General features: G+C 38.5%; 11 protein-coding genes and 1 other annotated feature. Of the genes, 1 reads left to right on the forward strand and 10 read right to left on the reverse strand.

The features are described 5' to 3' along the window. Nucleotides 1-135: 135 nt before the first annotated feature. The gene (locus FYJ79_RS09130) at nucleotides 136-1,281 is read left to right on the forward strand and encodes a nucleotidyltransferase (RefSeq protein WP_154517220.1); all 1,146 of its coding nucleotides are present in this window, start codon (nucleotides 136-138) and stop codon (nucleotides 1,279-1,281) included. Here the strand turns inward: FYJ79_RS09130 and FYJ79_RS09135 are convergent. The 10 genes from FYJ79_RS09135 to FYJ79_RS09180 all read right to left on the reverse strand — a co-directional run bounded on the left by FYJ79_RS09135 (nucleotide 1,272) and on the right by FYJ79_RS09180 (nucleotide 13,499). Then, the gene (locus FYJ79_RS09135; protein ID WP_154517223.1) at nucleotides 1,272-2,159 is read right to left on the reverse strand and encodes a DMT family transporter; all 888 of its coding nucleotides are present in this window, start codon (nucleotides 2,157-2,159) and stop codon (nucleotides 1,272-1,274) included. The genes FYJ79_RS09130 and FYJ79_RS09135 overlap by 10 nt on opposite strands. 113 nt (nucleotides 2,160-2,272) lie before the next feature. After that, nucleotides 2,273-4,663, reverse strand: a complete 2,391-nt coding sequence (pheT, locus tag FYJ79_RS09140) for a phenylalanine--tRNA ligase subunit beta (protein ID WP_154517226.1) — start codon at nucleotides 4,661-4,663, stop codon at nucleotides 2,273-2,275. A 1-nt stretch (nucleotide 4,664) separates the two neighbouring features. Next, nucleotides 4,665-5,708 carry a phenylalanine--tRNA ligase subunit alpha gene (gene pheS / locus FYJ79_RS09145; RefSeq protein ID WP_154517229.1) on the reverse strand — a complete coding sequence of 348 codons (1,044 nt, stop codon included), beginning with the start codon at nucleotides 5,706-5,708 and terminating at the stop codon, nucleotides 4,665-4,667. A gap of 36 nt (nucleotides 5,709-5,744) precedes the next feature. Beyond that, nucleotides 5,745-5,942 (reverse strand) — a binding site (T-box leader). Between the two features lie 113 nt (nucleotides 5,943-6,055). Continuing rightward, the gene (locus tag FYJ79_RS09150; protein ID WP_154517232.1) at nucleotides 6,056-9,826 is read right to left on the reverse strand and encodes a coiled-coil domain-containing protein; all 3,771 of its coding nucleotides are present in this window, start codon (nucleotides 9,824-9,826) and stop codon (nucleotides 6,056-6,058) included. Nucleotides 9,827-10,017: 191 nt separating this feature from the next. Then, a complete protein-coding gene (locus tag FYJ79_RS12625) occupies nucleotides 10,018-10,728 on the reverse strand; it encodes a hypothetical protein (protein WP_229771443.1) in 711 nt (236 codons plus the stop codon). 13 nt (nucleotides 10,729-10,741) lie between these two features. Beyond that, the gene (locus tag FYJ79_RS09160) at nucleotides 10,742-11,101 is read right to left on the reverse strand and encodes a diacylglycerol kinase family protein (RefSeq protein WP_154517235.1); all 360 of its coding nucleotides are present in this window, start codon (nucleotides 11,099-11,101) and stop codon (nucleotides 10,742-10,744) included. Next, entirely contained in the window at nucleotides 11,098-11,826 is a 729-nt protein-coding gene (locus tag FYJ79_RS09165; protein WP_154517238.1) for a class B sortase, read from the reverse strand. The genes FYJ79_RS09160 and FYJ79_RS09165 overlap by 4 nt, the downstream gene beginning before the upstream one ends. Nucleotides 11,827-11,845: 19 nt before the next feature. Further along, nucleotides 11,846-12,115 carry an acylphosphatase gene (locus FYJ79_RS09170; RefSeq protein WP_154517241.1) on the reverse strand — a complete coding sequence of 90 codons (270 nt, stop codon included), beginning with the start codon at nucleotides 12,113-12,115 and terminating at the stop codon, nucleotides 11,846-11,848. Between the two features lie 2 nt (nucleotides 12,116-12,117). Then, nucleotides 12,118-12,840 carry a TrmH family RNA methyltransferase gene (locus FYJ79_RS09175; RefSeq protein ID WP_154517245.1) on the reverse strand — a complete coding sequence of 241 codons (723 nt, stop codon included), beginning with the start codon at nucleotides 12,838-12,840 and terminating at the stop codon, nucleotides 12,118-12,120. A 2-nt stretch (nucleotides 12,841-12,842) separates the two neighbouring features. Beyond that, a complete protein-coding gene (locus FYJ79_RS09180) occupies nucleotides 12,843-13,499 on the reverse strand; it encodes a M48 family metallopeptidase (protein ID WP_154517248.1) in 657 nt (218 codons plus the stop codon). Nucleotides 13,500-13,521 lie beyond the last annotated feature (22 nt).

Below are 13,521 nucleotides of genomic sequence, written 5' to 3' on the forward strand. Positions count from 1 at the left end.
GTCCGTAAAAATATAGATACAAATCCACAGTGCTTATAAATGATATCATCAATGGCCGTAGATGATATCATTCTTAATTCGGCTAGAAAGGAAAAATACTCAATTCTAACCTTAAATTGAGTATACGTGAAAAGCATGAGAATTCTAGGAATTGTTGCTGAATATAATCCATTTCATAAGGGTCATCTCTATCATTTAAAACAAGCCCAAGCCCTTATCAAACCCGATGTGACTATTGTAGTCATGAGTGGAAGCTTTGTGCAAAGAGGAGAGGTTGCTATTGTTGATAAATGGATCAGAAGTCAGATTGCTGTAGAATGTGGGGTGGATCTTGTTGTGGAATTGCCTACGGTCTATGCTCTTGAATCAGCCGACTATTTTGCCAAAAGCAGTATTGAGCTTCTTCATTTATTAGGTGTAACTGATATTGTCTTTGGCAGCGAGACTGCCAATATGGATCAATTCATCGAGATTGCAAAGACGATTCAGACAAATAGTGACACCTACAACAAGCTTGTCAAAGAGGCTATGCAAAAAGGGCTGCGTTATCCCGATGCATGTAATCAGGCCTTAAGCACACTCATGAATCAAGAAGTCAAAACACCTAACGACTTACTTGGACTTGCCTATACGAAAGAAGTGATCACCAACAATTATCCTATTCATCTCCATGCCATTAAACGCACAAGTCATTATCACAGCGAGACAATCGAAACCTTCGCAAGTGCGACAGCTTTAAGAAAAGCTCTCAAAGAAAACAAAGATGTCTCAAATCAGCTTCCTGGCTATATATATTATAAGGATAAGGCCTTACTTGATTCCAACGCCTTCTTTCCCTATCTTAAATACAATATTCTCATGAATGATCAGCTTGCCAACATTCATTTAGTTGATGAAGGTATTGAGAACTTGCTTAAAGAAACAATAAATAAAACTCAGAACATAAACGAACTCATCAGCCTTCTTTCTAGCAAGCGTTATACAAGATCGCGTATAGCAAGGATGTTAGCCCATATTCTTCTCAACAACTCGAAAGAAGAAGTGATTCAAGCAATGCATTTCTCACAGATTCGTCCCCTTGCCTTCTCACAAGATGGCGCTAATTATCTAAGACAGATTAAAAAGAGCTGCCCACTTCCTATTACAACAAAGATCCTTAACAAAAAAGATCCAATGTATCACATTGAAGCTAAGGCCACCAACCTGATTGGTTTAGTTGACCAGGAATTATTGGTAAAAGAAAAGAAAAGCATTCCCTATATAAAAAGGACTCAAGAGTGAGTCCTTTTTGGTGCGGATAAGAGAAATACAGTAATCATGATCATCATAAAGCCAACACCATCAATACAGGTTAATGGTGTATGCAGCCAGACAAGACCAAGAATAGCAGCTGTTAAGGGTTCTAGCGAGCCAATAATACTGCCATAGACGGGACCAATCTCCTTCACACCCGTTAAGAAGAATGTAAAAGCAAAGGCCGTCCCAACAACAACCATCAAGGCCACACCAAGCCAGCCAGCAAAATCAAGAGGCACATAGAGCTTCCATGACTGGACAAGTAGAGTCATGATGATTCCACCTACAAGCATGCCAATACCAATCACGGGCATTGAGCCAAATTTCTTCATAAGCTGAACTGGTAAAATCGTATAGACACAACAAGCAAAAGCTGTCAATAAGCCAAAGAAAAGTGCATTTGGTGAAATAGAAAGTGATGTCAAAGAACCATGTGTTGCAACAATAAAAGTACCAGCAACAGCGAGAATAATACAAACAAATTCCATCCCTGTTGGAAGTTGACGATGCATAAGACAGACAAAGATCATAATCATCACTGGATTAAGATTCTGAAGAACTGTTGCTGTGGCAGCATTGGAAAGACGGATGGTTGTCAGATAGGCAAGCTGTACAAAGGCTAAGCCAGCCAAGGCAAAGACAATTTCCACAGCCATATCTTTCTTGCTTTTAAGCAAGCTTCTTGTCGCATGAGGCATGGTGATTAATGAAACAATACATAAAATAATCCCTGCAAAGATCATACGAACACTTACTAGCCATGGTGCATTGACATGATAAGCCTCAAAGAGATGCTGGCCCATGGAACCAGAAAAGCCCCAGCTTACAGCCCCGATGATTGTATAAAGAAATCCCTTTTTCATTTCAACAAATCCCCCATTGACATTAAATTATACATAAGCTTCTTTAAAATACTAGATGAAAATATGAGAAATCACAAAAAAGACTAGCATGTTTGTGCTAGTCCTTCATTCTATTATTGTCTAATAACTGCATTGAATTCTTTCTTGACTCTTTCAAGAATCGCATGCATAGCTTTAGTGATGGATTCTTCATCAAGGGTCTTCGTAGGATCCTGGAAACGTAATGAAATCGCAATAGATTTCTTGCCTTCTTCAACATGTTCCCCTTCATAGACATCAAAGATCTTCGCATCAACAAGAATCTTTGCAGACTTGAGGATGGTTGTTAAGATATCCTGAGCTGGTGTTGTAGCATCAACGACAAGGGCTAAATCACGACTTACTTCAGGATATGTAGGAATAGCTGTGAATTTAAGTGCACTTGTACGTAAGTTCAAGACTTCAGTTAAGTTCAATTCAGCGACGTAAACTTCATCAACGCCATAGGCTTTAGCCTTAGCTGGATGTACTTCACCAATCACACCAACAATTTTCTTGCCAAAACGAATATATCCACTTCTGCCTGGATGGAAATCTTTATTGTCTCTTTCAACCTTTGTAAATGTATAACGCTTGTTAGAAATACCAAGCTTATCAAACAACGTTTCTACAAAGCCTTTGACAAGATAGAAATCAACCTGTTTGCTTTCATTAAGCCATGGAATATCGACATAGCGTCCTGTACATGCAATCGCTAAGTTAGAGATTTCCTTATCCTGACGTGAATATGTATTGGCTAATTCGAAGATATTAACATCTTTGTTTGAATGATCAAGATTGTATTTGATTGTTGTTAAAAGGGCAGGTAATAATGACTTTCTAACAACAGCACGTTCTTCATTCAATGGTGACATAAGAGTAACAGTTTCATCATTATCATGGAATAGATTGAAATCATTAACTGTTTCAGCACTTGTAAGTGTATAGGTTAATACTTCATGCAAGCCTAAATCAGCTAATGTTTTTCTGATCATCTTTTCCTTGGCCTGTTTATCTGACAAGATACCTTCTGTCATACTCATGAATGGTAATGTATTAGGTAAGTTATCATAGCCATAAAGTCTAGCTACTTCTTCTGTTAAATCAGCATCCATCGAGATATCATTACGGTATGTTGGAATAGTGACCTTGAAGTTTTCACCATCACTTTCATATGAGAAATGTAAACGTTCAAAGACATCAGCAATTTCCTGAGCTGTGAACGATGTGCCAAGAAGACCATTTGTTCTAGCAACAGAAGTTTCAACAACCTTTGGTTCAATATGGAGTGGTGTATGGACAGTCTTATAGACTTCCTTAGCATCAGCAAGCTGAACAAGCAAGTCAGCACAACGATCTAAGACATGTAAACTATTAGCTGTATCAATAGCACCCTTGATATAATGCTGGGAAGCATCTGTCAAGAGATTAAGACGTCTTGCTGTAGCACGAAGTGTAGCACCATCAAAGGTTGCTGCTTCAATGATGATATTTGTTGTTGTATCATCAATCTTTGTACTTTCTGCACCCATGACACCTGCTATACAGCCAATACCATCATCTGTTGAAACAATGATATCGCTTGGTTCAATCTTATATTTTTCTCCATCAAGCATTGTTTCTTCTGTGTCAAAGCCAGTCTTGATTGTGAAAGCTTTCTTAGTAAGCTTGTCATAATCATACATATGAATAGGCTGACCTGTTTCCACCATCACGAAGTTAGAAATATCAACAATATTGTTGATCGGCTTAATGCCTGAAGCAAGCAGGAAGTTTCTAAGCCAGGCAGGTGATTCATGTGTACTTACACCCTTAACAAGCTTGGCCCCAAAGAAAGGGCAAAGATCAGTTTCCACATTAACCTGAATTTCACTTTCTTTCTCATCATACTTCTTGACTTCTGGATAAGTCACATCTCTCTTCAATAAAGCAGCTACTTCATGCGCTAAGCTTGTCATCGCCATACAGTCACTACGGTTAGGTGTTAAGCCAATATCCATAATAAAGTCATCAAGGCCTAAATAGCTTAATGCTTCAACACCTACTGGAGCATCCTGATCTAATACATGAATGCCAGCCTTATCTTCTTCTCTTAAGAGTCTTTGATCTTCTATTAATTCAGCAATTGAACAGATCATTCCATTTGATTCAGCGCCACGGATCTTGCCTGCAGAAATCTTACCGGCATGAAGTTCACAGCCAGGCAATGCCACAATGACCTTTTCCCCAGCAGCAACATTAGGTGCACCACAGACAATTTGTGTCACTTCACCAGGGGCAACTTCAACCTGACAGATATGTAAATGGTCACTATCAGGATGATCAATACATTCCTTGACATAACCAACAACTAGCTTTGTACCTAGTGCTAAAGGATGATGTCCTTCTACTTCATGACCAATTCGAGTAATCTTTTCAGCTAATTCTTCAGGATTCTGATCATCAACCTTAACATATTGATTCAATAATTTATAACTTGCTAACATGTTATTCCTCCCCACTAAACTGATTCAAGAATCTCAGATCATCATTATAGAAGTCTCTAATATTATCAATGTCATATTTCAACATAGCAACTCTTTCAAGACCAATACCAAAGGCAAAGCCCTGCCAAACTTGAGGATCATACCCACACATTTCAAGCACATGTGGGTTAACCATACCAGCACCTAAAATTTCAATCCAACCAGTACCCTTGCACATTGAACAGCCCTTGCCACCACAGTTACCACAGCTAATATCAACTTCAACTGATGGTTCAGTAAATGGGAAATAAGAAGGTCTTAAACGAATTTCACGCTTTTCTCCAAACATCTTCTTTACAAACAATTCCAAAGTACCTTTTAAATCCGCCATTGTAATATTCTTATCAACAACTAAACCTTCACATTGCGCAAACTGATGAGAATGTGTTGCATCATCATCATCACGACGATAAGTCTTACCAGGACAGATGACCTTAATTGGCTGTGCTCCACCATTTGCAATCTTATCCAACATAACATGAGCCTGTACAGGTGATGTATGTGTACGCATAAGCGTGTTTTCATCAATATAGAATGTATCCTGCATGTCTCTAGCTGGATGACCCTTAGGGAGATTCATTAACTCAAAGTTATAATGATCAGTTTCTACTTCAGGTCCTTCAGCTACTTCATAACCCATTCCTAGGAATAAGTTTTCAAGATCATTCTTAACAATAGTAATAGGATGCAATGAGCCAGCAGGTAATCTTCTTGCTGGTAATGAAATATCAATATCTTCACTTTCAATCTTTGCTTCAAGAGCTAAAGCTTCAAGTTCAGCTTTCTTTGCTTCAACCTTCTTTGCAATAGATTGCTTGACTTCATTAGAAATCTTACCAAAGTTTGCTCTTTCTTCCTTGCTCATGTCACGCATTTGTTTCATTGCTGCCTGAATTGGTGATTTCTTACCAAGATAGGAAACACGTGCATCATTCAGTTCTTTCAGATCAGTTGCTTCCTGAATCTTCTTCAGGGCTTCTTCACCGATACGTTTCAACTCGTCCATATTCTTCCTCCTAGACAAAATAAAAAAGTCGCTCCAGCTAGGAACGACTCATATCGCGGTACCATCCTAATTCATGTCAATAGACATGCTCTTGATTCACTTTAACGCAGTTTCACGGCGAGGATTGGTCGCTCTCCAAGATGAATTCAGTAATCTATCTCATAGAAGATTTCCACCAGCCTCTTCCTCTCTATATGCCTTCAATCACTTACTACTTCTCTTCATCGATTTATGTGACTATTATAATCAAAAGTTTAGGCATTATCAAGCCATTATTTCATGCTTTAAACACACATACAAAAGGGAATGGCATCTAAGACACCATTCACCTCTCAATAATCTTACGATTAAGAATTTTCTTTTTTCTTTCTAAGCATGACTACTGCACCAGCAGAAGCAATAAGTGTCAGCATCCAGCCTTCCATGACAACTGGATCACCAGTCTGAACAGCTTTCTTCTTTGTAGCATTCGCCTTTGATGTAGGCTTCACGCTCTTAGCTTGACTATTCTTAGCAGCAGCCGTGTTGTTAGTAGAAGTGCTAGTCTTTGTATCAATATGCTTTTCAGCAACACTGTAGCCTAACAAGAAGGCAGAATACTTGTCGCTTGTAAAGCTAATCTCATCGCCATGTACTTCAACAGGAAGATCCTCAATCACATCATCATGCAAGCGAACAACATGATACGTTCTACCCTCAACAGCCTTCACATGCATTGTATACGTAATAGGTTGAGAAAGCTGTGAAAGAGTACCACTGCTTGTTTCAACACCTAATGCAAAATAGTCAATAGGTACAATCTTATGTGCCTTTGCATAAGCACCAAGAACATCAACATCTTCCTTAGAAGCATCATCCTGATGAATCAGACGTCCCTCAACACTTTCACCATGACTTAATTTTGCAAGCACATCATCACGATCAAAGCTCTTTCTAATTGCATCTTCATATAACTTAGCTTCAATCTCAACATCTGCATCATCAACAGTCGCATTATGCTCATCCTGACGCACAATAGATATACCAGCAACAATCTTATCCATAGCTTCATTATAAGCCTTCTTAGCTGCTTCCAGCTCAGAAGAAGCATTTGCTAGGGCTGCAGCACTACGTTCCTGCTCTTTCTTAGCCTCAGCAAGCTTAGCATTTGTAGCATTAACATCAACAATAGCCTGACTCAAGCTAGCATAGGCACTTTCTTCGCCATCAAGAGCTTTCTTATATTCTGCATCAGCCTTATTAGCCTCATCTTTAAGATAATCAACCTTATTATTCTTTACAGCATCCTGAAGCTTGCTCAAAGAAGCAGTAAGATCATTAACTTTCTTTGTACTATCTTGAAGTTCCTTTTCAATTTGTTCTTTCTTATTGAGAGCTTTATCTAAGATATCATACTGTTTCTTTGCATCATCGAGATTATTTCTTGCAATTGTATATGCTGTACTAGCATCATTCAATTTTTCATTAGCCTGAATAAAATTATAATTCTTAGAAAGATGGAATTGAGCAGCCTTATCTGCCTTTTCAGCAGCATCCTGAGCAGCTTTCTGAGCTTTGTCATAAGCAGTTTTAGCATTATTGAGTTTCTCTATTGCAGCTGCAAGCGCATCATCAGCTGCTTTCTGTCCTTTTGTGACATTTGCAAGCTTCTCTTTTGCAGCATTTAACTTCTCCGCAGCCTTCTTAGCATCACTTGCAGCCTGTGCACTTAATGCATCCTGTTCCTCTTTTGCCTTTTTAGCATCATCGAGATTCTTTTTAGCCTGACTGATAGATTCTTCTATCTTTGTACGTTCAGATTTCTTTTGCGCAAGTACATTTTCAGCATCAGTTACTTCCTGATGAGCAGATTTTGCCTCTGCCTTCTTCGCTTCGGCTTCAGTCCTTGCGGAATCCTCAGCCTTCTGAGCGTCATTCAGTGCTGTTTTTGCCTTGTCAAGGGCATTCTTTGCCTCTTCCGCCGCCGTTCCTGCAAGAAGGGCATCTGCCTGCTGCTCGCGCGACTGCTTTTCGGCCTTCAGTGCATCAATCTGCTGTGAGAGCTTCTTCGTGTCAAGGGTATCAAGATACTGGTTAAGAAGCTTTTCATAGTCTTCAAGAGACATAACACCTCTTGTTGCAAAATCAGAGACCTTTAACTCGGCCGGATCGGCATCAGATATAATATAGGTTTCTGATTCGTCCCCCCACGTAATTTCCATGCCACTTGTATTTGACGATGGGGCCCCTGAATAATCGTTATAAGCCGCTGCACCAATTACATCGTTTTCACCTTTCGGAGCGCCATTTGTGGTAAAGAGTATGTTATAATAATGTCCTGTTGAAAATTCGTAATTGCCGTAATCGTCTTTTGCTTTTGCAAGCTCTTTAGCTTTGTTGTCAACATCTTTCTTTGTTTTGATGTCTGGCCCCCAATTAGCTATAATATATTTGTAGTCGTCTTCAGTCAGTTTAATGCCATCTCTAACCGATGCAACCATTTTTTCTTCGTAGTACCAACCGAATACCGTGTATTTTGCACCATAGCCCCAGGCCAGATTTTCTGCAGCACTAGGTCCATTGTATCCGTGACGCCCAATGTGTGCCTGATGATATGCTGACCAGTTCGTATGAATAATCGCCGTTGCTACCGCAGGAAGACTGACCTTCATGTCATCAAGTCCTTCTGATCTTCTGACACGGTTGATTTCCTTCATGATTGCGATGCCGTTCTTCAGGTTCTCGATACTTGAAGCGTCGCCTTCCTGCCCATCGCGGGTGTACTTATGAACCGGTTCGCGCACGCCTGTCCCAGCACTTTTTCCGTCCACTGTCGTCTCATATACCGTTGCCGGTGTGTTATATGAGTGAATGGCCGCCTCGTCTCCTGCCCATTCAGCAAACCCGATGAAGCCCTTGTTGTACTGGTTCTGTGCGTTGTCCATCTGCTTCTGGATCTTGTTGATTTCTTCTTGTTTTGCTTGTACCTGTTTTCGCAACTCTTCAGCTTTTTGTTTTTTCTCTGCAACTTTATCTAATGCATCATCATAAGCCTTCTGTTTTGCATTGACATCTGCCTGCGCTTCTGCAGTCTTTTTTTGTGCATCAGCATACTTGTTGTCAGCTTTAGCTTTTTCTGCATCTTGGGATGAAGCCGTATTTATCTTATTAGAGAGGTTGTCTTCAGCTTGCTTGATTTCATTGTTTTTGTTTGTTTCATCATTTTGTAGTTGATCAAGAGCTTTGTTAGCAGTATTGGCATCATTAGCTTTTTGAGAAGCTTTCTGTGCTTCTTCACTTGCTTTTGCATCAGCACTTTCTTGAGCCTTCTTTGCATCTTCTACTGCTTTTTGAGCTTCATCAGCTACTTGTTTTTGAGTTCCATTCTTATATGAGTCACTTAGTTTTTGTGCATCATCTTTTTGTTGTGTTGCTTCATTAAGTTTCTTTTTAGCATCACTGCTTGCATTATATGCATCAACATACTGTTGTTGTGCTTTGCTTGATTCAATCGCAGCACTATTCTTTTCCTCTTCAGCTTGTTTCTTGTTGTTATTCGCATTATTTAATGCTGTTTTAGCTTGAGATTCTTCTTGAGACTTAGCATCAACATCAGCTTTAGCTTTTTCAACATCTTCTTTTTTTACTGTTTCTGCAGCTTTTAAAGCTGCTTCTGCTTGTTCTTTCTCTTTTTGTGCTGCAAAAAGATCTTTTTGATTTTGATCAATTTGATTATTGATATCCGCAAGTTCTTTTTGTGCTTTGCTTAGTGCATCTTTCTTTGCATTAAGATCATCAAGAGCCTTACTTAATTCCTGTTCCTTGTGTGTTAATGCCACATTTACACTTTCCTGTGCTTGTGCTTTATTCTGAGTAGATTGGTCATATTCTTTTTGTTTTTGAGAAACATTAGTTGTTTGTTGATCTACTGTTTCTTTTAATTGTGCTGCATCCTGAATAACAGATTCTTGTGTAGCTTGGGGCTTTGCTTTTGAATTGTCTTCTTTCTGCTTTTCTTCAACCTTGACTTCTTTAGGCTTAACGGTTACATTTTCAGCATGAACTGCAGCTACTTGTGCTGTGTTCGCAATAGAACTCATTGCCACAATTCCTGCTAACATCTTTTTGTTTGTCTTCATTTTAACTTCCCTCCTGTCAACTCTATTGCATAAATAGAAGATCGACCATATAAGAAAAGTATATATATATATATATATTGTCAATTTATATCAGGATAAAATCCTCATCCTTTTTGCTATAATATGATGTACTAATGATGACAAAAAAAGAAGAAGTCCATGACTTCTTCAATTATAATTGTATTATGTTATTAACGCTTGATAGCTTCATCCTTCTTAAAATAGTGTCCTCTAAATTCAGCATTGATCTGAGAGAGTTCTTTAAGCCCCTCAACATAATCATCATACATATCTGCCAAACCACCATCAAAGCCTTCACAATCAACATCAACACCTAGTGATTCTTTGACAATTCTAAGACGTTCTTCACGTGTTGTATTCTTGATAAGATAGCGATCAGCACTTGTTGGTGTGACGAAGGTTGTTTCTTCGTGAATAGCGACATCTTCAACATGTGGTTCTTCTCTTGGGGCTACTGGCTGATTAACAGCTACACTCTCCCCTTCTGTATCATAGATCATATGACCTGTATGAACAATGGAGAGCACAAATTCTCTTTCCTTATCACCTTTATGATAGATACCTTTATAAAGAGAAAGATAGTCATTATATGTTTCTTCAATAATCTCTAAGTCAAATGATTCATGTTTCTTGATAAACTTCACTAAATCATGACGTTTACCTTTAATTTTATCACCATCAATCTTATAGATTGTAAGCTCGCTTGCGTCTAAGTCAACATCTTCAAAAAAGACTTTACCTTCAAGCTTCTCTTCTCCTTTATAATATCCATTTTCAAATAAGATTCTTAAACGATTTCCCACAAGATCCATATGTACCATATGGGCTTTTTCTAATGTATAAGGTAATTGATAATGAATTTTATTTCTTATTGTCTGCATTGTTTTTCCTCCATTATAGTCTTGACATTAAATGTGGTATGAATATCGATAAACCGATGATTGCAGCAACTATGGCACTGACTAAGACTGCTCCAGCTGCAGCGTCTTTTGCTAGTTTCGCAAGTTCATGATAGTCAGGTGAAGCTAAGTCAACAACTGCTTCTATTGCTGTATTGACAAGCTCTAATGAAATCACTAAGCCAAATAATACCATACAGATAAGCCATTCTGTCTTTGTCAGCTGGAAATAGAAGCCACATAGAATAACTGCCATCATGAATCCTAGATGAATCTTAATATTACGTTCCTTTTTGATTGTTGCCACAATACCCATAAAAGCATGATAGAAGCTCTTTCTTAATGGCTGTCTCATGAAATCACCACATTTCTCTCTAATCTTGCTCCTAAGACATAACGTCTTGGGTCATCATGAGTGAGGCATGTAGAAAGCATGAGCAATGGTGCTTCTTCTTGACTGACTTCACTGACCTGGGCAGCCTTCTTCTGCATGGCTGAAATGACTTCCTGATAGCTTGCATTGTTGTAGTACAGTGAACTATTGGCATTCAAGACACGTGCAACATAAGTTGTATAGACATTGACACTGCCATCTGGTAAATATAGATAGACTTTGTTATATTTTTTATATGTATCACTTTCGACAAAGTATCTTAAGTCATGAAAACGTGAGCCATTTTTCATATTATGTCCATAGATGACTGTCTGTACATCTTTGAAGTTGGCATTATTGACATTTTCCACAAATAACTCTCCGGCAAATGAATATTGCTTATCAATATTATGATGTAGGTAAGTATCATTATTTGCGCCTTTAAGAACAACTTCATCAATCTTTGTTCCTGGGATATAAAGCCAGCCTACGACATCTGCATTCTTTTGTTTTAAGGCTGTAAAATCAATTTTACGCTTTAAGGGATCATTGGAATCATCAATTTGTTTCACATAGGTCTCTTTAACAGCCTTTGTATCTTTGTCCACCTTATAGTATTTATAGCCAATTGTACCAAGATTATAAGCGGCATAGAGAAAAATCCCTAAAAATACAACAAGCAAGACTTTTCTTATAACTTCTTTCATATATTCAACCTTTCATGCTCTAATAAGTAATATTAAAGCTCTTTTCTCTTTGATCCACAGGTATTTCATGTCTTTCAATACTCGTGATATCAATCCAGCGTTCATTACGAATACGGACAATAAAACGGTTGATGACGGACTGCTCACCCTGGAGTTCACACTCAACACGGCCATCATAGAGATTGCGGCACCAACCAGTTAGTCCTAGCTCATTGGCAATCATGCTGGCACGAAAACGAAAGCCAACACCCTGTACTTCGCCACTAAAATAAATATGTTCTCTTACCATTATTATTCCTCCCGAAATGTATACATGACGATTGCTGCGGCAATGCCGACATTCAGTGATTCCATATTGCTGATAGGGATATAGAGACGTTCATCACATAGATCTGCAATATCCTCATGCATACCATTACCTTCATTTCCCATCACAAAAGCCATATAATCTCTTTTCTTGATATCATGAATATCTTTCGCATTTCTGAGTGCTGTACCAACAACCTGAATACCATCTTGTTTGAGCTGAGGGATGATTGTCTTCAAGTCTTCAACGATGATTGGAAGACGGAAGATAGCTCCCTGGGTTGCTCTTAGGACTTTTTCATTATAAAGGTCAACAGTATCAGGAGAAAGAATAACCTGATCATAACCCAAGGCAAGTGCTGTTCTTAATATCGTGCCTAGATTGCCTGGATCTTGAATACAGTCTAAAAGAAGTGAGCGTTGTTGTTTTTGATAACTGTAAGCGAGTTTCTTGCAGACAGCCATATAAGGCTGTGGTGTCTTCGTCGTAGCAATTTTATGCATAACTGCATCACTCACATAAAGCAGCTCACAGTCAGCATGATAGTCTTGATCAGTCGTGATGATGGTTAGAGCGAGATCATGCTTGATTGCCTCCTCAACCATATGTTTACCTTCAACAAGAAAAAGCCCTTTTTCATCACGTTGTTTTTTCTTATGCAAGGCATTAATTTCCTTAATGCGTGGATTATTAACTGAAGTAATCATATTTATAAAGCTCCCCTTAATTGTTCATGCCAGTAATCATAATCAGGCATCCGTTTATAGACTTCATGATAGAAGGCCTTGGAATGATTAGAAACAAGAAAATGACATAATTCATGTATAATCACACTATCAATCACTCTTGTATCAAAATGTATCAGCATGCTATTAAAAGTCACTTCCTGCCGTTCATAATAACAGCTCCCCCACCGTGATCGATAAGGTTTGACAATAATATGTGGCATGCTTAAATCAAAGCTATGCTGGAGATAATAACCCATTCTTGCTTGAAGATAAGTATATAGCTTTTTGCCTAGATAACGACTTATGATCTTTTCAAAATCATAAGAATGCACCTCAAGACAGTTACCATGTTCTTCAACAGCATCGGATTGATCAATAATATGTTTTAGTCCATAGCGCTTACCAAAGACATAGACAAAGCCCCCATCACGAAAATCATAGAGTGGCTTGAATTCTTCAATTGCTTTTACAAACTTCTCTTCATGTTTCTTTAAAAATGCTTCCACCATAGAAGTCTCAACATGGTAAGGCGCATGAACTTCGATGACACCACCACGTACTGTGGCACTCATTGATCGCATTTTACGCCTGCTTAAATAATATGGATATTGTTTCCCTTTTAATTCTATATAGCTCATACCCCCATTATAAAGAAAAATA

It is taken from the genome of Sharpea porci, from assembly GCF_009695655.1.
GTDB lineage: Bacteria > Bacillota_I > Bacilli_A > Erysipelotrichales > Coprobacillaceae > Sharpea > Sharpea porci.

Bases quoted from the DNA above. Each gene is read 5' to 3' on its own strand.
- FYJ79_RS09130 (WP_154517220.1), top strand. From the start codon at position 136: ATGAGAATTCTAGGAATTGTTGCTGAATATAATCCATTTCATAAGGGT.
- FYJ79_RS09135 (WP_154517223.1), bottom strand. From the start codon at position 2,159: ATGAAAAAGGGATTTCTTTATACAATCATCGGGGCTGTAAGCTGGGGC.
- pheT (WP_154517226.1), bottom strand. From the start codon at position 4,663: ATGTTAGCAAGTTATAAATTATTGAATCAATATGTTAAGGTTGATGAT.
- pheS (WP_154517229.1), bottom strand. From the start codon at position 5,708: ATGGACGAGTTGAAACGTATCGGTGAAGAAGCCCTGAAGAAGATTCAG.
- FYJ79_RS09150 (WP_154517232.1), bottom strand. From the start codon at position 9,826: ATGAAGACAAACAAAAAGATGTTAGCAGGAATTGTGGCAATGAGTTCT.
- FYJ79_RS12625 (WP_229771443.1), bottom strand. From the start codon at position 10,728: ATGCAGACAATAAGAAATAAAATTCATTATCAATTACCTTATACATTA.
- FYJ79_RS09160 (WP_154517235.1), bottom strand. From the start codon at position 11,101: ATGAGACAGCCATTAAGAAAGAGCTTCTATCATGCTTTTATGGGTATT.
- FYJ79_RS09165 (WP_154517238.1), bottom strand. From the start codon at position 11,826: ATGAAAGAAGTTATAAGAAAAGTCTTGCTTGTTGTATTTTTAGGGATT.
- FYJ79_RS09170 (WP_154517241.1), bottom strand. From the start codon at position 12,115: ATGGTAAGAGAACATATTTATTTTAGTGGCGAAGTACAGGGTGTTGGC.
- FYJ79_RS09175 (WP_154517245.1), bottom strand. From the start codon at position 12,840: ATGATTACTTCAGTTAATAATCCACGCATTAAGGAAATTAATGCCTTG.
- FYJ79_RS09180 (WP_154517248.1), bottom strand. From the start codon at position 13,499: ATGAGCTATATAGAATTAAAAGGGAAACAATATCCATATTATTTAAGC.